This window comes from Aquimarina sp. AD10 (genome assembly GCF_003443715.1).
In the GTDB taxonomy this organism is placed as follows: Bacteria; Bacteroidota; Bacteroidia; order Flavobacteriales; family Flavobacteriaceae; genus Aquimarina; species Aquimarina aggregata.
In genome coordinates this window covers 5317001-5337122 of the sequence record NZ_CP031965.1, presented here as the reverse complement: position 1 = coordinate 5337122, position 20122 = coordinate 5317001, and the positions used below count along the sequence as shown (strand labels likewise).

Here is a 20122-nt window from a genome sequence, read left to right as displayed (position 1 = left end):
TTTAAAAATATAATTAAAATGAAAAAAATATCAATATATATCTTAGCAATCGGTCTTTTGGTGGGTTGTACAGATAACCTAAAGGATGCTACGGATTTTACATCGGTAACAAATCCTAATTTAGATGAAGCGGCTATCATCGGGAAAGAAAACTCTGCTACAATTTGGCTTTCAGGTTTGAGACGTCAAACATCAAACTTATTAAATGAGGCTGTTATGTTGGCTGAACTTGGTTCAGATAACTATGTTAACACTCAGACCTTTTTTGATCAGTTTTTAGATGGTTTAGAAATTAGAACTGATGATCCTGAAATTTCTCAAACTCAGTTTGCAATAGCTCGTTTAAGAGTTATGTCTAAGTTTGGAATAGAATCTGTTGGTCCTAATGATCCAGCATATGATGCAGCTACTGAAGCTGAATTTAATTTCTTTGAAGGACTATCTTACTTATATGCAGCAATGTATTTCTCTGCATTACCTCAAGAAGACGGTGGAGCTCCTGTTTCGGCTGCTGATAACTATGCAAGTGCTATTGCTTCATTTGATATTGCTATTGCGGCTAATCCACAAGCACAATATCATCTTGCCAAAGCACGAGCTAATTACTATTTAGGAAATCAGGCTGAGGCTGTTGCTTCTGCAAACGCTGCTTTAGCACTTGATGACGATTTTCTTAATTCAATTCAGTTTGATGAATTAAATAATCCTGATAATACCTTTGAAGACGCACTTTATGAAAGAGCTACTTTTGATGATCTACAACCATTACCAACACTAGATTTCTTAGATCCTAAGTATTCTCGTATTGATGCTAATGATGACGCGCCTATTCACATTCTTAAAGCAGAAGAAGCATATTTAATACTTGCAGAAGCTGCTCTAGCAGATAACAACATCGCAGGTGCTCGTACTAATTTAACAAGCCTATTAACACTTATTGCATCAAGAGAAGTAAGAGAAATTGATGATTCAATTGAAGGAAGACCTGATGCAAGTTCTGTTTTTCCAGCTCGTCCTAAAACTACAAATGTTGTTGTAAATGGAAGACCTGGATTAGTATTAGACCGTCAGGCTGGTGATGTAATGATACCTTCTGTATCTGGAACATCACTTGTGCAAGGAGATGTAGATGCTTTAACTGCAGCTGATGATGCAACTTTAGCTTTATTGTACAGAACAAGACAGGAAGTTTTTATCGCAGAAGGAATTCGTTTTGCTGACATGGGAGTTAAATTAGTAATCCATGACAATGAAATTCTTCAAAATCCAAATATTTCTGATGGAGATCCTAGTACTGTAGCAGTAATACCTCCTTTTATTGATGCAATCAAAGGTGATTTAGACACAATCACATTTACTGAAGGTGGAACTACTGCAACTACAGCTATAGATTTAAATGCTATTTTAGTTGCTAACAAAACATCTAATCAAGTATTACCTTTCCACTAAGAAAGAGATTTAATCAAAATAATTCACAACCCTCTGAAAATATTCAGAGGGTTGTTTTTTTATAGTATATTTGCCCCCTATTCAATAGATTCAAGCTTTAAAGAGTTCAGATATATAATCAATTACTCTATAGCATAGAAAGTGATAAAAGTTAACAAATGAAAAGCGAAACATTAATTTTTGGTATTCGAGCTATTCTTGAAGCTATACATTCTGGTAAGACCGTAGACAAGCTTTTTATTCAGAAAGGACTGCAAGGAGATTTAGCTAAAGAATTAATGCAAATTGTTAGGAAACAAAACATTACTTTTACTTATGTACCCATAGAAAAGTTAAACCGATTAACTAGAAACAACCATCAAGGTGTTGTAGCTAACATATCCCCTATTGACTTTCACAATTTAGAAGATCTTGTCATGAATGTTGTGGAATCGGGACAAACTCCTCTGTTTTTAGTTTTAGATCAATTATCTGATGTTCGAAATTTTGGTGCTATCATCAGAACAGCAGAATGCACTGGAGTTCATGGTATTATTATACAAAAAAAAGGTGGAGCACCTGTAAATGCAGACACTATTAAAACTTCTGCAGGAGCAGTGTTTAAGATCCCAATATGTAAAGTTGACCATATTAAAGATGCAATTTTTTATCTACAAGGATCAGGGATACAGACAGTAGCTGCTACAGAGAAAGCAGAGACTACTATCTATGATGTAGATCTTACTATGCCTACAGCAATTATTATGGGAAGTGAAGGTAAAGGAATAGCATCTTCTGTATTAAAACTTGTTGACCATAAAGCTAAATTACCAATGTATGGAGAAATTGGTTCTCTTAATGTTTCTGTTGCTTGTGGTGTAATTGTTTATGAAACTGTAAGACAGCGACTATAAAGAACTATCTTTATCATACCCTTTCTGATTATTACTTTTATCCGTATAGTCATAAGTAATGGTAATATCTACTTCAGGAAAGTCTTCGGGAATATTTTCGATAAAATTACCATCTTCATCAAAATGCTTTAAAAATTCATCTTCTTCAGGGTCATAGGTTTCTGACTGCCATGTATACAGTTTAGGCTTTGCTATCCCCTTTTTTATAAAAAATGCCAAACCTGCACCAGACACTAAACCTGATAAATGTCCCTCCCAAGAAATTTTTGGATCTATGGGCAATACATACATTACCATACTTCCATAAATAAAAACAACAATTAATGATAACGCTATGAGCCTAAAATGCTTGGCTACAATCCCTTTAAAAAACAGAAAGCCAAAAAGCATATAAATCACCCCGCTTGCACCAATATGATTAGCGGGTCGACCAAGTAACCAAGTAAAGACACCTGTTAACAGAAGCCCTACAAGCATTACTTTCCAAGCATTGCTTTGGTAAAAATAAAAAAGCGCCGATGATAAGATAAGTAGTGGCAAAGTATTGTGCCATAAATGAGTGATATCTGCATGAATAAATGGAGAAAGAAAGATTCCTCTAAGTCCTAAAAAAGTTCTTGGATTAACACCCAGATAATTGAAATCAAAACCAAAACGAATCTCAAACCAAAAAACTATCCAAATAATTAGCACAAATAATAAGGGATACCCTATTACACCAGTATTAAACTTAAAAACATCTTGTTCTTCACTCATAATGATTTTATATATCAAAAAAAATTCCAAACCAATATGAACCGCTAAAATGGCAGGTTTTTATTAAATCATCATAAGCTGCTAATTAATTCTTCAAGAAATATTATTTATATCTTAGATTATATAAAGCTTTGTAACTTTGCAGATATGGATATAAATAAGCCTTTGGCAGAAAGAATACGCCCTAAAACACTATCATCATACCTTAGTCAAGAACACTTGGTTGGAGATAAAGGTTCTCTTACCCAACAGATTAAAAAAGGTATAATCCCATCATTAATTCTTTGGGGACCTCCTGGTGTAGGAAAAACAACTCTTGCCAATATTATTGCTAAAGAATCAGGCAGACCTTTTTACTCACTCAGTGCGATAAATAGTGGTGTAAAAGAAGTTAGAGACGTTATCGAGAAGGCTAAACAAAGTGGTGGCTTATTCACGTCAAAAAATCCTATTTTATTTATTGATGAAATTCATAGGTTTAGTAAATCACAGCAAGATTCACTGTTAGGTGCTGTAGAAAAAGGATGGATAACTCTTATTGGAGCTACTACGGAAAACCCCAGCTTCGAAGTTATTCCTGCACTTTTATCAAGATGTCAAGTTTATGTCTTAAATGCTTTTGGCAAAGAAGAACTGGAAGCACTGCTAGATCGTGCTATGCGTGAGGATGAGTATTTAAAATTAAAAAAAATTGAGCTTAAAGAAACCTCTTCATTACTAAGATTGAGCGGAGGAGATGCCCGAAAACTACTCAATATATTTGAACTTATTATATCCAGTCAAGACCAAGAGAATATTATTATCACGAATGACTTAGTAACAAAATTAATTCAACAAAACACAGTGCGTTATGATAAAACAGGCGAACAGCACTATGACATTATATCTGCATTTATTAAATCGGTTAGAGGTAGTGATCCCAATGCTGCTGTTTATTGGCTTGCAAGAATGATTGAAGGTGGTGAAGATCTTAAATTTATTGCTCGCAGAATGATTATTTTGGCTTCTGAAGATATTGGAAATGCAAATCCTACAGCATTGATTATGGCCAACAATACTTTTCAAGCGGTAACTACTATCGGATATCCAGAATCAAGAATTATTTTGAGTCAATGCGCTGTTTATCTGGCTACTTCTGCGAAAAGCAATGCATCATATATGGCAATAAACCAAGCACAGCAATTAGTAAAACAAACAGGAGATTTATCTGTTCCTTTACATATTAGAAATGCACCTACAAAATTAATGAAAGAACTAGGTTATGGTGAAGATTACAAGTATGCTCATAATCACAAAGATAATTTTATAAGTCAAGAGTTTTTACCTCAAGAAATTGTAAACACAAAACTTTACGAACCAGGAAACAATCAAAGAGAAAACTCTTTTAGAGCATTTTTAAAATCCCGATGGGGTGATAAGTATAATTATTAAATATTTACAGGAAATGTAAAGTATCTACTGCCTTGCAAAAATATCAGATATTAACTTATTGGTTATAGGATTGACTCTTTCTAGTATAAAGTTTCCATAGCTATCAAAATGTCCTGCACCACTTAAATCTCCAGCTTTAACTAAATAAGTATTACTTCTTTTTAACACATAAATTTTACCCACAAGAGCAGCCTTATCTTTGTCGCCTTTTAGCAGTTCATATCCGTATTCTTCCTTTTTAAACTCAAAAGCATCTTCATTTAAAAGATATCTTAATGTTTTTACTGACTGAGGTTTATCAGCAGGAATTTCTTTTGAGGATATTTCTGTTTTGGACTGTTCTACTGCTACAGTTGTCGAAATAGTATTTTTTTCTTCTACTTTAGACACTTTAGGCTTAGCCCCAATATCTTTGGATGCTATATTGTTACTTTCTAATTGTTGTTCTCTTCCTCCATTATAAACATAATTGAGTGCCTGAACATCCTTAAAAGCTTTGCGAATTGCTTCATGGTACCCTTTTTTAAACTCTTTTTCTCTACTCGCACCTTCAGACGAAGTAAAAACAACATTATTTCCACAATCAGTCAACCTAATAGCTACTTTTGTAATAAAAAGTCCTGAACCTTTAACCAAATTAGCTTTTAAAGCTTTACAACCATCTTTTGCCAGGTCCTCAGGAATATTTTCTCCTTGAATAAAAGCCTTATACCCATGCTTATTAAACAAAAATTTTGTCAAAGAATTCAATTGATATGCATCATTCTCTTTAAGAAAATCAAACTTTTGCGGAATTAATACATATTTATAATCATTGACATTTTTTTGCGAAAAAGAATTAAAACTTGACATTAAGATAATCCCCAAAAATAAAAAGCGTAACATACCTATCACATTATAAAATTAAACCCAAATTGCATAGAAACTGATCTTGCTTTTGCAAGATTAGAATATTCTAATACATTATTAGCCGAAATATAAAAATTAATTTTGTCAATATGGGTAGATAACAAAAAACCTATGTTATTATATGAATAATCATCTATTGTATAAGTCACTTTAGCTCTTAAAAAATTAAAAATCCTTTTATAGTAGAATAAAGATGCTGCATACTGTGGCCTTTTGGGTCTAAATTGTGAGAACACTTGTAAGCCAAAAGCATCTCGATAAACAGGACTATCCCCATAAAGGGAACAATTACAACTCTCGTCCTCATAAGGGTTAAATGAATATTTAATAGATCCATTGAGTTTTAAAGGACGCATGGTTAAGTACGTTGTAGACAAAGTATCTAAAGGAACTGCCGCTTCTAATTCATCTAGAAAATCCTGATCCCCATTACCTGAAAATTGAACTGGTGTTTCAAAACCCTCAAAAACAAAATTACCTCTTGCCCTATAGGCTTCTACATCTTTGGTGTATAAAATTGCTCCAAAATCATTAATACTACCTGTTAAAGACCATTGTTCATCTATATGATGAGTAAAACCTACATCAACACCTAAACCTAAGTTTCCTCCAAGAAGTGCTCTTCCTACCAATTTATTAACAACTTCTTTTCCGCTATTTTCACCTTCTAATTCTCTAAGAGATGCAAGGCCAGAAGTTCGCAAAGTAACATCAGCATTACTAATTATATGTTGGTAAAAATTATTTCCTTGAGGAGTTTCTACAGTTGTAAACGTACCACTATTTCTTGCGCTACGTACATGAAGCATACTTGAATATAATTTTGCTCTTGCACCAAAAGTTAATTTTTTGCTTACCTTTTTGTTATATCCAAAATGATATACCATAAGCAATTCGCCCGATCCATTTATTGTCGAAAAACGGAAAGGTCGATTAATAAAATCTCGATTTCCTTGATAAGCCAAAACTGCAAAATCTTTTGGAAAATACCCTATTAGATCTAACTCTTGATATACACCACCCGAAAAATAAACATTAGGATCTTTTTTGCTTTGCCACCCAAAATTAAACAATTCTAATTGTTGGGTCAAAGTCACAAAATCATTACTCGTTAGTTTATTTAATGTTTGTTCGATTTTCTCATTAATATTTCTACCATCATCACCAAAAACATCGAAAAGAGACGCACCTCTTAATCCTGCATTTACATGAAACTGAGACAAAAATGGAACTCCAGCATGAAATTTAAAGTTAGTTTCTGCTCCTGGGTTTAATAACAGTGCCTGAGGAATGTCTGTAAAATCATATAGAGTTTCTTTATTTTGAGAACACACAGAAATACTCCATATACCTATAAAAACGAATATAAAAACTCTCATAAGTCATAATTAATGAAGTAAGTACCCTTGGATCTCACATCTAGAATCCCTCTTAAACCACTATTTACATTCTGCACTCGAATGATTGAGAAAAGTCTCTTTGTAGGGGCTAAAGTTCTAATGGTTGCATTGTCTAAGACAATTATTTCGGCTGTAACGACAGGGGTTGTTCCTTCTCCCCTACCTGCATTAGCAGTAAGTGTAAAAAATGGGCCAATACGTTGATCTGCTTCATTTAAGAATCCAAACTCAAAAACAAAATCTCTCTCAATAGTATTTCTAAATTCAAAAGAAAGCTCAATTCTTTCTAGGTTATCAACAGCAAAACTTGAACCTAATAAATCGTAATTTAAAGTATCATCAACTTCAACCTCTGGTACCGTAATAGCAGGGTCGATACTAGGGTCCACAAATTGATTGGTATCAAACTTAGAAAAAATAAAATCTAGTTCTACAATTGGTGTTAGAACGATATCCTCGCTTTGATCAAAATCTAGATCTTTGACACAGGAAGCCATTAATAATGCTGTGCAAATAATGCTTAGCATTACGCATATTTTTTTTGTTTTCATCTTGGGGCATAATAGGTTATAGCCTCCTAAAATACGAATTTTTATCACTTATAAGTAATTTTTAATGTGTATTAGCTTTGAAACTTCTACATTGTCTTTGGGTAATTTCTCTTTATGATAGTTAAAACATATCGTATTTAATCCAAATAACTCAGCACCTAAAATATCTGCTTCATAATTATCACCAATCATAACACTATCAAATACTTGTGCTCCAGAAACCTTTAAAGCATGCTCAAAAATTAACGGATTTGGTTTCTTTACCCCTACTTCTTCGCTGTTTGTAACCGTTTTAAAATATTTTTTTATACCAGCATTATTTAACTTAGTGTTTTGCACTTCTTTAAAACCATTTGTTATAATATGCATGTGATATTTCGGTCTAAGATATTCAAGCAGTTCTAGTGTACCTTCAATCAAATAGTTATTAAGTGGAAGAAAGGCTATATAATCATGAGATATTTCATCAATTACTTGTAATGAATACTTCTTTTCTAGTTTAGTAAACGTATCTATTAACCGGCCTCTTCTTAATTCTTCTTTACTTACTCTTTCTTCTCGATATAATTTCCAATACTTCAAATTAACGGGTTGATATTGGCTTAAGAAAACATCAACTTCAAGATTGATATTGAACTTCTCAAAAATCATTTCGAAAGCCAAAGATGAATTCTTATCGAAATCCCAAAGCGTGTGATCTAAATCAAAAAAAACATGTTTTATATTTTTATTCATCATCTATATTCCAAATATCTTCAAGGATTGACTTCCAGTAGGGTTGTTCTTGTAAATCGCTAAACAAGGTGTTACCGAAAACTGGAATAAAACATCCCTTTACCTTTTTAATTTTTTCTATATAAGCAACTACTTCATTTCGGGCAAATGTTTCATTTTTAACAAATTCTTCTCCTCCTAAATTAGCCAGGCAAAAAGAATATATTACTAATGGAGTTTGTACTTCATAATCCAAATCATAAAACATAAAAGGAGTACATGTACCTGCTCTAAACCCAGGATATCCAGAATACCCCATAGAGTAATCTTCTTCTACCTCCAATTCAATAAAATTGCGATACGCTTCTGGCAGCTTAATCTTAAAAAAACCGCAAATCACATATTTAAGTCTTCTGTTAAGAATATTTTCGCTTCGTTCTTTTTCTTTGGTTAGTATAGACAAATTACTTATCGCTTCATATGATACTTTTAAACCTACATCAAGATAATCAGCAATATGTTTAATTAATGTCCTATGTTTTAAATGGTTAAAACCAATATTTTTCTCATAATTAGAATAATCACCTAAGCCGAATAAAACTTTAGCTTTTCTCTTCTTTTGCTTTTGTAAATCAATTATAAAGTCGAAAGTATCGTAGGGATCTTTTTTTAAACCTAATGAAACTTTTATTCTATCTGTTAATTCATCTAATTTTAATCCCCATAAATCTCGAAAACCACCTCCTATAGACCTTAGAAAGCCTTTATTTTTATATGCAAATGCCTGAGATACCGAAACAACAGGTATAATATTAAATTTTTTCTCCTCTAATTCAAGATTGGCGTACTTTTCTAAAAGGATTTTTTTGAATTTGTATGCCCAAATATCTATTACAGGATCTTTTAAAAAGTCATGTATGTATGCAATACTTTCGGTAGCAGGAAAACGTCCTAGGTTATCTTTTACATGCGGCAGATACTCCTCATAACGGGTTAAAAGATAGAATGTCGCCGCAAAAATATCAAAAGGCAATGCTGCATTTTCATGTTGTACTTGAAAAAAACACTTCGTCTCTTCCCAATCCTGAACATGAATATCTACATCATTTAACCCATGTTCAAATAACAACTCTACACTTTGAAAATACAACTCTTTTCCTAATGGTTGTTTTCCGTATGAAAATTTAGGCCCATCATGTGCTATAAAAGTTTCTATTTTGGCTGTAAAATCAACATCCAATTTTAAAATTCGTCTACAAATATGTTTAAATGTATAAGAAACTCTTGGTGTAACCTTTTGTACATGGATTAATACCATATTTTAATTTTATCCCTAATTATGATTATCTTCTTGACTAATCGAACGATATTTCTATATAAAGTTCTATTAGTTCTTCTATCTAAATACTCCTTTTTTTGTAATCATGTTACATATAAAACAAACTAACTTTGAAACACCCTACTCCTAAAATTGAAAAAGAATAAACTTTAACTTTTCTAAATTCTTAAGAATAATTCAAATCTACACGTAAAGTATTGCTTCTATTAGCTTAATAAATTTTCAGATCATTGCTTCATCGGCAAAGCTAAAGTAGGTTTTTTCTGTAATAATTAAATGATCTAGCACATTGATATCTAAACTAGCCCCTCCAGTTTTTAGTTTTTTAGTTAAATCTTTATCAGATTGGCTTGGGGATAATTTTCCACTAGGGTGATTATGCGCGAGTATAATTGCAGTGGCTCCTGATTCTAAAGCTGCTCTAAAAACGATACGCGCATCTACTAACGTTCCTGTCTTTCCTCCAATACTAATTTGTCTTTTGTACAGAACTTTATTGGCATTATTTAAAAACAACACCCAAAATTCTTCATGATCAAGATCACCGATAATAGGTTGTAAAAGAATAAAAGCATCTTTACTACTGGTTATTTTAGGTTTAATTTCTACTTCCTCTTTTTTTCTTCTTCGCCCTAGTTCTAAACCTGCAATTATCGTAATTGCTTTAGCCTCACCAATACCCTTAAATTTTGTTAACTGTTTTATAGATAGTGTACCCAAAGTATTAATTTTATGATCCACACTAGCTAATATTCGTTTACTTAAAGCAACTGCACTTTCTTCACGATTACCAGAACCGATTAAAATTGCCATTAATTCTGAATCAGACAAAGAATTCTTCCCTTTAGCGATCAATTTCTCTCTTGGACGATCATTTTCACTCCATTTCTTGATAGAAAATGAAGAATTTAACTCACTCATTTGCTTAATTTATATATAATAATACAATATTTTTTTATCCTCTAAAGTATAAACTATTTCCCTCAATAACAACACATTATTACCTCAATCAAGCAGGGATTTAACATTTGATTTTATACTTTTTTAACATTAATTTACATATATATTTGTTTGAAAATGAAAGTTTTACTATATTTGGGCACCCGAAATCCCAAAATGAACAAATTAACAACTTCAAATTAACCTATTTATGAAGAATATTTTTACTTTCGTTTTACTATTTACAGCGTTAAGTTTTTACGGTCAAGACAAGAAGGTTTCCTTTTTAAATTTAGTAGGAAATAACATACAAGTTCCTAGAGGATGCGAAGCTACATCAGAGTATGAATTGCAAGCCTGTGATGGAACATCAATTAGATGGGATTACTATAGTGCAGACATGTTAAAAGATGTTTTTTATGCAACAATCACTGCCTTTACTGAAGGAAAAAGTGATGATGCAGCAACTGAAGTAACTTTTACTTCTTTTGGTAGTCAATTGAAAGGATATAAATTTAAAATGGGAACTACATTTCAGTATTTTCTACAAGGAACAATAAAAGATCAACCGCTTATGATGAATTTAGGTACACCTAAAGATATTAATACCAGTGATGATCTTGAAGGGTTTTTAGGTTTATTTTTTGACGAAGCAAGTTAATCAGAACAACATATAAATAGAAATAAAGGCAAATCATATGATTTGCCTTTATTTGTTTCTATAGTTTTAATGCAGTATTTTTGGATATAGCTATTCACTATAATTTTTTAGTTATGAAGTCTTTGTTTGAAAAGTCTACCTTGGATGAAATAGAAAATAGAATTAAACAATTATCTGATGACGAAAAACCTTTGTGGGGAAAAATGACCACATCACAAATGCTTAATCATTGTCAATTTCCATTAAAAATAGCACTTCAAAAAAACCATCCACATCTTAAGCCTAACGTATTGGCTAAAATATTTTTCAAGAAAAGTTTATATAATGATAAACCTTGGAGAAAAAGCTTACCTACACATGCTAAATTAAAAGTAACAGACCAGAAAGAATTTATTAAGGAAAAAGATGAGCTATTGTCTCTTGTGTCTGAATTCGCTAACCAGAGAAATAAAAAAGAATGGGGCCCACATCCTATGTTTGGGAAATTCACTAACGAGCAATGGGGCCAAATGCAATACAAACATTTAGATCATCATCTTCAACAATTTAACGTTTAAACTGTGTATCCACCTAAACATCACCAAGATTACAACCCCGAAAATAGTAAAGAAGTTGCTAAATCTTATCCGTTCTCGGTATTAGTATCCGCAGAAAATAAGACTCCCTTTATCACCCATGCTCCACTAGTATTTCATGGCGAAAAATTAATTGGACATATCGATAAAAACAACCCACATATTAGATTACTAAAGGACGGTTACCCTATTACGGCTATTTTTCAAGGTCCTCAAACCTATATCTCCCCTTCGATATATACTACAAAGCAATTACCTACCTGGAACTACATCATTGCTCATGCTACAGGAACGGTAACAGAGCTAAGAGATACAGATGCGATCAAAAAATCAATAGTCACTATGACAGAATTTCTTGAAGCTCCCCATCAAAAATTTATACTAGATCTTGATGATACAAGAATGGATCGACTAGTTCCCTATATTCATTGTTTTGAGATTGAGGTAGAACATTGGGAAGGAAAGTTTAAGCTAAGTCAAGACAAAGTGCCTTCAGATATTGAAAACGCAAAACAAGAATTGATTTTAAATAACCAAAAGGATGTTGCTAATTTTGTCAACAAATTATTTGAACAACATTTTTAAAATCTCTTAAAACCAAGTTTTCACTTCATCAAAATTTAACCCACCATAGTTGCCACTACTCATTAAAACTAAGGCAGTATCAGAAAAATCTTTTTGTTTTAAATATTCTTGAAAATCCTCTGGATTGGTATAAATAATTAAGTCTTTTCTATTAAATGATTCACCTATTTGATTTGCGGTAACCTCTTCTAATTGTTTAATTTTAACTGCTTTTGGAGAATAAAAAACAACTGCTTCATCGGCTGCATCAAGAGCTCCTTCATATTCTTTAAGGAATTCGGCATTTAAACTACTATATGTATGTAACTCCAAACAAGCAATCACTTTTCTATTTGCATACTGTTCTTTTACAGCATTAGTTGTAGCTTTTACTTTTGAAGGACTATGTGCAAAGTCTTTATAAGCTATACCTGTAGCGTTTTCTGCTATCTTTTCTAATCGTTTCGAAGCTCCTTTAAACGACGCTATAGCTTCATAAAAATCTTCTTCATCAATACCCATATGCTGGCATATCCATTTCGCTCCTGCAAGATTACTTAGATTATGTGCTCCAAATACCTCAACAGGCATTTCACCATCTGGAGTATCTAAGAGGGTTTCACCATTTACTACACTATATTTTGGCGTCACATATGGGAACTTACGAATAGGGGCTTCTGTAGCTTCTGCCAATTTTCTGACTTCTGTATCTTCTTCATTATATACCAATGCTCCACCATTAACAATAGCGCTCATAAATATTCTAAATTGATCAACATAATTCTCAAAAGTTGGAAATACATTAATATGATCCCATGCAATACCACTGACTAAAGCAATATTTGGTTGGTATAAATGAAATTTTGGCCTACGATCTATAGGAGACGACAAATATTCATCCCCTTCTAAAACCATAAAATCATTATCTTCTGTAAGATGTACCATAGTATCAAATCCCTCTAATTGGGCACCTACCATATAATCTACTTCTTTATCGTGATAATGTAACACATGTAAAATCATAGAAGTAATAGTTGTTTTACCATGAGATCCCCCGATTACTACTCGCGTTTTATTTTTGGACTGTTCATACAAAAACTCTGGGTAGGAATAAATCTTTAAACCAAGCTCCTTTGCTTTTTGTAATTCTGGATTATCTTCTTTAGCATGCATCCCTAGAATAATCGCATCAAGATCAGAAGTCACCTTATCCGAAAACCAACCAAATGCAGCAGGCAGTAACCCGTACTTATCTAATCTTGATTTCGAAGGTTCAAAAATAGTATCATCACTTCCTGTTACTTTATATCCTTTTTGATGTAATGCAATAGCGAGGTTATGCATTGCGCTTCCTCCAATTGCTATAAAATGTACACGCATAATTGTAATAATCTTCAAATCCGAAACTGATTGAATACTAACAAAAGTATAACAACAAAGCCCGAATGATTTTATATAAAGAAGTAAAGATACAACCTACAATGAATAATAAAAGCACCAGAGAACAAAAAAGAAATAAACCTAGTTTATATGCTTCTCTCTTGATTATTTAAGAAAACTTATTCACTAAACTAATAGCGTGTTAGAATAATTGAAATCAGGGTTTCCCTCAATATTACTTCGCCATTATTCATTTTAGTATTTTATTAGTAATGTTTTATCAAAACAAAATTGTTAGGGTTCAATACAAATACTTAGCTTTATCATGTTATTTAAAAGATATATAAAAGAGCATTAATTTGGTACATCTCTTGCTTATGTTAATTTAACAACTTAAAATCTTTATGATGAAAAAATTTATCATCCTTATTATATTATGTATATCAAATCAATATACTATGAAAGGTCAAAATGAATACCAAGCTAATTGGAAAAAAGTTGAAGTTTTTAACCAACAAGGGCTTCCTAAATCTGCATTAGAGGTAGTCCAGACCATATATACCAGTGCTAAAAAGGAAAATAACGATAATCAGATCATAAAAGCGCTTCTTCACAAAGCTAAATATATGCTTACCCTTGAAGAAGATGCACAGCTTAATATTATAAAAGACTTTAAAAGAGAAATTGATGAAAGTAAATTTCCCAAAAGAAATATTCTTGAAAGCATTCTTGCCAATATGTATTGGCAATATTTCCAACAAAATAGATGGAAATTTTATAACAGGACTCAAACTTCAGAAAAATCTGACCAAGAAGATTTTAGAACCTGGGATTTAGAAACTTTGTTTACAGAAGTACATCTATACTATCAAAAGTCTATACAAAATGGGGTTTTGGCACAACAAACCGATCTTTCTATCTTTAATCAAATACTAGACGAAGAAGAAGGCTCTAAAAAATACCGCCCTACGCTATATGATTTTCTAGTCCATAATGCCTTGTCCTTCTATAAAACTTCAGAAACTAATATTACCAAACCAGCTTATGCATTTACCATAAATAGCTCAGACTACCTTAAAGAGCATAAACAGTTTTCTACCTTAGTTATAATCCCAAAAGATTCATTATCCCTACAAGGAAATGCATTAAAACTATATCAAAATTTAATACGATTTCATAGTAAGGATAATTCTCCAGAAGCGCTAACAGAGGTAAATATTGAGCGTTTGAACTTTGTTTATCAAAATGCTAATTTTTCGAACAAACAAGATATTTTACTAAAAACACTATCCGAAGAACAAGAAAAAATAGGCACGAATAAAACATCTGCTTTATATGCATATGAAATAGCTAATCAATATAAACATCAAGGAGAAACATATATTCCTAAAGAAAACAAAACACACAGATGGAAACTAAAAGAAGCTTTAGAGTTATGTGATAGTATCATAAAAAAATTTCCTGATTCAAGAGGTGCTTATAAATGTAAGTCTCTAAAAAGTCAGATACTGCATATCGAACTTTCTTTAAAGACTGAGAAATATGTTCCGATCAACAAATCTGGGCGATTACTCGTTAACTATAAGAATTTAAATAAATTATACTTTAAAGCTTTAAAAATAAATCAAAATCAACTAGTAGCTTTAAGAAAATTATATCAATCTGCAGATCAAATTAAATTTTTAAACAATCTTAAAGCAAGTAAAGTTTGGGAATCTGAAATTTGTGACGAACATGATTTTCAATCACACTCAACCGAAGTCCTACTTCCGCCTTTAGAAAATGGCAACTATCTTATCGTTAGTACAATCACAAAAGATCTTTCACAAAAAAACTTATTCTCATATGGTACTGTGCAAGTAAGCAATTTAGCACTTATTGAAAATAAGACGCCTGAAAAGACTATTTTTCAAGTCCTTGATCGAATTACAGGTACGCCTATTGCCAATGCAAAAATGCACCTTAAAGCGAATGACCGAAGAGGATATGGTAAAAAATTAGATAAAACCTTAATGACTGATAAAAATGGCCAGGCAAGTCTTATCGTAAATACACATTATTACGATGTTACTATTACTATTTCTTACGAAAAAGATAACGCATATTTTAGTGGTTATTACTTAAATCAATCGTACCAGCCACAACATAATAATCAGAGTAGACAACAAACATTTTTGTTTACAGACAGAAGTATTTACAGACCTGGCCAAACAGTATATTATAAAGGAATTGTAATGCAATCTGGTGGAAAAGATGATTTTAAAGTTTCACCGCAACAACCTGCATACATTACACTTAGAGATGTAAATGGTCAAGAAGTCAAGGTTGCCAATCACACCACAAATGATTATGGGTCTTTTAATGGTGAATTTATTCTTCCAACATCTGGACTTACAGGTACCTATACCATACAAACTAATGACTATCATAGCGTTTCTTTTTCTGTAGAAGAATACAAAAGACCAAAATTTGAAACAAAATTTGATCCTGTAACGCAAACGTATAAAGTAAATGACACCATCAAGTTAAAAGCTATTGCAGCTGCCTACGCAGGTAGTACGATAACAGACGCCAAAGTGGTATATCGAGTACATCGAAAAGTACAATACCCTAGATGGTGCTATTGGTATCCAAGGTACAATGTTGAACCACAAGAAATCACACATGGTGAAACTAAAACCAATGATCAAGGAGAATATTTCATCGATTTTCAAGCAATTCCTGACCTTAGTGCAAACAAAGATGATTTACCCATATTTACATATGAAGTCACAGCTGATGTTACAGATATAAATGGTGAAACTAGAAGTACAACTACCACAGTTCGTGTGGGATATCATGCTATGATTGCTAGTATCGAATTAAAAGATAAGATTGACAAAACCCAAAAAGGAAGTTCACTTAAAGTAAGCACTCTAAACCTGAACAATGAAGCAATTGCAGCTTCTGGGAAAATAAAAATATTCAAACTAAAAGCTCCCAACAAACCAATACGTATACGCCCATGGAAAGCACCCGATTATGAAGGCTTTAAAAAAGAAGAGTTTGAAAAATTATTCCCTCATGACGCTTTTGAAAACGAACATGATTATAGAACTTGGAAAAAAGGGACATTAGTTTTTGAAAAAGCTTTTAATACTGCAAAAACGAAAGACAACACAAAAGGAATACAAGAAATTGTCTTAAACAACACTAAAAAGTGGGAATCCGGTAAGTATGTCATAGAACTAACTACCAAAGATCGTTTTGGACAATCTGTAAAGGACATACGTTACACAACAATGTATAGTCAAAAGGATACTAACATAAGTGACAAACAATTATTTGAAGTTACTACGAACAAAAACTCATATATCATTGGTGATGAAGCTATTGTCAAACTAAGTTCTGCATCAAATGATATTACAATTACTGTTGATATCGAAAAAAACCACAAGGTTATAGAAACGAGATTCATCAAGCTTTCTAACAACAGTAAAATCATAAAAATCCCAGTCACCAAAGAAGACTTAGGTGGTTTTGCAATACGTTATAGCTTTGTGAATTATAATGGATATCAAAATGGTTCGGTTTTGATACCCGTGCCATATGCTCCAACATCACTTAGTATCGAAACTAAGACATTTAGAGACAAATTAAAACCCGGTCAACAAGAAACTTGGAGTTTCACTATCAAAGGCCCTAAAGGAGATCGTGTAAGTGCAGAACTTCTTGCAAGCATGTATGACATTTCTTTAGATCAGTTTTCTCCGCATCAATGGTATTTTGACCCAATTAATCGTCCAGAATATTATTCTCAAAACAAAAGGACTGCCACACAAAGTTTTGGTAGTATATCTTTTAATCTACAAAACCACAGTGGGTCTGGGTACTATTATTCAAATCAAGAATATGATCGATTAAATTGGTTTGGATTGTATTTTGGTCAACAACAATATTTTAGAAGTAGACGAATGATGAAATCTTCTCCTGCTCCTATGGCTGCAATGGAAATGGCTGATGATGCAGAATTAGAAGAGATAACCGTAGAAAACTTTGCTAATACAGATAAAGAATCTGTAGAAGGAGATAGTATTGCTCTAGCATCTTCTGAAAAAACTAAAGAAGACAAGTCTCAAAAAGAAACTTCTTTAGAAGGTGTGAAAATCCGGAAAAATCTTCAAGAAACTGCTTTTTTCTTTCCAAAACTTACAACAGATAAAGAGGGTAATGTGAGTTTTAATTTTACGGCTCCAGAAGCCTTAACAAAATGGAAACTACAACTACTAGCGCATACTAAAACACTAAACTCTGCGACCACCACATTAGAAACGGTTACTCAAAAAGAATTGATGATTCTTCCGAATCCTCCAAGGTTTCTTAGAGAAGGTGATAAAATTGTAATAAGCTCTAAAATATCTAATTTAGCTACCAAAGATTTAAATGGTATAGTAGAATTACAATTATTTGATGCTTTAACAAATAAAGCAATTGATACTCAGTTACAAAATACTACTGCACGTCAAAATTTCGAAGTAAAAAGCAAAGGAAATACAAATATCTCTTGGGAGCTATCAATCCCTGATAACGTACAAACAGTACAATACAAAATCGTTGCAAAAGCAGGGGATTTTTCTGATGGAGAACAAAATGTTTTACCTGTGTTAAGTAATAGAATGTTAGTAACCGAAACACTGCCTATGTGGATTCGTTCTGATCAAACTAAAACATTTACGCTTACTAAACTAAGAGATAACAATTCTACCACTTTAAAACACCATAAGCTAACTCTAGAAATGACCTCTAATCCTGCATGGTACGCCGTACAGGCACTTCCGTATCTTATGGAATATCCTTATGAGTGTTCAGAACAAACATTCTCAAGGTATTATGCCAACGCACTAGCTAGTCATATTGCAAACAGCAACCCTAGAATTCAGGAAGTTTTTAATCAATGGAAATCTAGTGATGCTTTAGTAAGTAATCTTGAAAAGAATCAGGAACTTAAATCTTTAATAATACAAGAGACTCCGTGGCTACGTGATGCACAAAGTGAAACAGAACAAAAGAAGAGAATTGCTTTATTATTTGACTTAAACAAAATGAATAATGAGCTACAATCTGCATTGCTAAAACTACAGCAAATGCAATATGGTTCGGGTGGTTTTCCTTGGTTTAAAGGAGGACTAGAAAATCGATTTATTACACAACATATAGCTACTGGATTTGGGCATCTTAAAAAACTTGGTGTAACGCAATTTGATAGCAATACTAAGAATATGTTACAAAATGCAATTCGTTTTTTAGACACCGAATTTGTTAAAGAGTATACCGATTTAAAACGATATTGTGCAAAAAATAAGATAGATATCAATAAGAATCACTTAAGCTACACACAAGTGCATTATCTATACATGCGTAGTTTCTTTGAAGACATTGCTAGGCCGAAAAAAACGAATGAAGCTTGGGACTATTATTTAGGTCAATCAAAAAAATATTGGTTAAAGCAAAGTCTATATACTCAAGGCTTACTGGCTCTTGTTTTGCACCGAAATAATAATCCAGACATTGCTACAAAAATCATTAGATCATTAGATGAGAAAAGTATTACAAGTGAAGAATTAGGAATGTATTGGAAATCTAACACTTCTAGTTGGTATTGGTATCAAGCGCCTATAGAAACCCAATCTTTAATGATCGAAGTATTTTCTGAAATTGAAAAAGAACCGCTAAAAACGAAGATTGTAGATAATCTAAAGGTTTGGTTATTAAAAAACAAACAAACTAATCGTTGGAAAACAACTAAAGCAACAGCTGATGCTGTATATGCTTTGTTGCTACAAGGAAATGATTGGTTATCTGTTACAGATATGGTATCAATTGTACTTGGTAATCAAACTATTGATCCAAATCAATTAGAAGATGTAAAGGTAGAAGCAGGTACGGGCTACTTTAAAACATCCTGGAACGGAAACGATATCAAACCTGAAATGGGAACTGCTAAAATTTCAAAAAAAGGAAAAGGTATTGCTTGGGGAGCTTTATACTGGCAATATTTTGAAAACCTAGATAAGATTACACCTGCAAAAACCCCATTATTCCTTAAGAAAAAACTATACTTAAAAAAGAATACGGATACTGGTGAAAAAATTACAGAGATTACCGATAAAACCAAATTAGCACTAGGAGATCTGGTTCGAGTGCGTATCGAATTAAGATCTGATCGTGCAATGCAGTTTGTACATATGAAAGACATGCGTGCTTCTGGACTTGAGCCTATCAATGTAATTTCACAATACAAATGGCAGGATAATCTAGGATACTATGAAAGCACTAAAGATGCATCAACTAACTTTTTCTTCGATTATTTACCAAAAGGAGTATTCGTTTTTGAATATGACTTACGCGTAAATAATAAAGGAGATTTTTCTAACGGTATTACAACAATCCAAAGTATGTATGCTCCCGAATTTTCTAGTCATTCTGAAGGTGTAAGAATTAAAGTAAATTAGATATTAGCAATAAAAAAAGGAGCGCTATAAATAGCGCTCCTTTTTTTCAATTATATATTGGGACTTAAAA

15 protein-coding genes are annotated in these 20122 nt (G+C 32.4%); 7 read left to right on the top strand and 8 right to left on the bottom strand.

Features of this window, described 5'->3' with window-relative positions; genetic code table 11:
* Nucleotides 1–18 precede the first annotated feature (18 nt).
* Both D1816_RS22110 and rlmB read left to right on the top strand, forming a co-directional pair.
* Nucleotides 19–1449, top strand: coding sequence for a hypothetical protein (locus tag D1816_RS22110; RefSeq protein WP_118505760.1), 1431 nt, complete (start codon nucleotides 19–21; stop codon nucleotides 1447–1449).
* 158 nt (nucleotides 1450–1607) lie between these two features.
* Nucleotides 1608–2342 (top strand): 23S rRNA (guanosine(2251)-2'-O)-methyltransferase RlmB, encoded by a 735-nt coding sequence (gene rlmB / locus D1816_RS22105; RefSeq protein WP_118505758.1) that lies wholly within the window; start codon nucleotides 1608–1610, stop codon nucleotides 2340–2342.
* Here the strand turns inward: rlmB and D1816_RS22100 are convergent.
* Nucleotides 2337–3098, bottom strand: a complete 762-nt coding sequence (locus D1816_RS22100) for a rhomboid family intramembrane serine protease (protein ID WP_118505755.1) — start codon at nucleotides 3096–3098, stop codon at nucleotides 2337–2339. The two genes, rlmB and D1816_RS22100, sit on opposite strands and share 6 nt — an antisense overlap.
* Nucleotides 3099–3251: 153 nt before the next feature.
* Here D1816_RS22100 and D1816_RS22095 point away from each other — a divergent pair, with 153 nt between their 5' ends.
* Nucleotides 3252–4529, top strand: a complete 1278-nt coding sequence (locus D1816_RS22095; protein WP_099098790.1) for a replication-associated recombination protein A — start codon at nucleotides 3252–3254, stop codon at nucleotides 4527–4529.
* A gap of 24 nt (nucleotides 4530–4553) precedes the next feature.
* Here D1816_RS22095 and D1816_RS22090 read toward each other — a convergent pair whose 3' ends face one another.
* From D1816_RS22090 to radC, 6 genes are all read right to left on the bottom strand, one after another.
* Complete coding sequence (locus D1816_RS22090; RefSeq protein WP_147405096.1) at nucleotides 4554–5414, bottom strand: hypothetical protein; 861 nt, start codon at nucleotides 5412–5414, stop codon at nucleotides 4554–4556.
* Between the two features lie 5 nt (nucleotides 5415–5419).
* Nucleotides 5420–6817, bottom strand: coding sequence for a DUF5723 family protein (locus D1816_RS22085; protein WP_118505751.1), 1398 nt, complete (start codon nucleotides 6815–6817; stop codon nucleotides 5420–5422).
* A complete protein-coding gene (locus D1816_RS22080; RefSeq protein WP_205504651.1) occupies nucleotides 6814–7365 on the bottom strand; it encodes a hypothetical protein in 552 nt (183 codons plus the stop codon). Before D1816_RS22080 ends, D1816_RS22085 begins: the two co-directional genes overlap by 4 nt.
* Before the next feature lie 72 nt (nucleotides 7366–7437).
* The gene (locus D1816_RS22075; RefSeq protein WP_369886797.1) at nucleotides 7438–8124 is read right to left on the bottom strand and encodes a YjjG family noncanonical pyrimidine nucleotidase; all 687 of its coding nucleotides are present in this window, start codon (nucleotides 8122–8124) and stop codon (nucleotides 7438–7440) included.
* Nucleotides 8117–9421 (bottom strand): hypothetical protein, encoded by a 1305-nt coding sequence (locus D1816_RS22070; RefSeq protein ID WP_118505745.1) that lies wholly within the window; start codon nucleotides 9419–9421, stop codon nucleotides 8117–8119. Before D1816_RS22070 ends, D1816_RS22075 begins: the two co-directional genes overlap by 8 nt.
* A 243-nt stretch (nucleotides 9422–9664) precedes the next feature.
* Nucleotides 9665–10363, bottom strand: a complete 699-nt coding sequence (gene radC / locus D1816_RS22065; RefSeq protein ID WP_118505743.1) for a DNA repair protein RadC — start codon at nucleotides 10361–10363, stop codon at nucleotides 9665–9667.
* 229 nt (nucleotides 10364–10592) lie between these two features.
* On the opposite strand from radC, the gene D1816_RS22060 reads away from it, so the two are divergent.
* From D1816_RS22060 to D1816_RS22050, 3 genes are all read left to right on the top strand, one after another.
* Nucleotides 10593–11042 (top strand): hypothetical protein, encoded by a 450-nt coding sequence (locus D1816_RS22060; RefSeq protein ID WP_066314499.1) that lies wholly within the window; start codon nucleotides 10593–10595, stop codon nucleotides 11040–11042.
* A gap of 113 nt (nucleotides 11043–11155) precedes the next feature.
* Complete coding sequence (locus tag D1816_RS22055; RefSeq protein WP_118505741.1) at nucleotides 11156–11599, top strand: DUF1569 domain-containing protein; 444 nt, start codon at nucleotides 11156–11158, stop codon at nucleotides 11597–11599.
* A 3-nt stretch (nucleotides 11600–11602) separates the two neighbouring features.
* Nucleotides 11603–12202, top strand: a complete 600-nt coding sequence (locus tag D1816_RS22050) for an FMN-binding negative transcriptional regulator (protein ID WP_066314503.1) — start codon at nucleotides 11603–11605, stop codon at nucleotides 12200–12202.
* Between the two features lie 6 nt (nucleotides 12203–12208).
* Here D1816_RS22050 and murC read toward each other — a convergent pair whose 3' ends face one another.
* Complete coding sequence (gene murC / locus D1816_RS22045) at nucleotides 12209–13561, bottom strand: UDP-N-acetylmuramate--L-alanine ligase (protein WP_118505739.1); 1353 nt, start codon at nucleotides 13559–13561, stop codon at nucleotides 12209–12211.
* A gap of 458 nt (nucleotides 13562–14019) precedes the next feature.
* Between murC and D1816_RS22040 the strand changes: the two genes are divergently transcribed.
* Nucleotides 14020–20052 (top strand): alpha-2-macroglobulin, encoded by a 6033-nt coding sequence (locus tag D1816_RS22040; protein WP_233565304.1) that lies wholly within the window; start codon nucleotides 14020–14022, stop codon nucleotides 20050–20052.
* Nucleotides 20053–20122 lie beyond the last annotated feature (70 nt).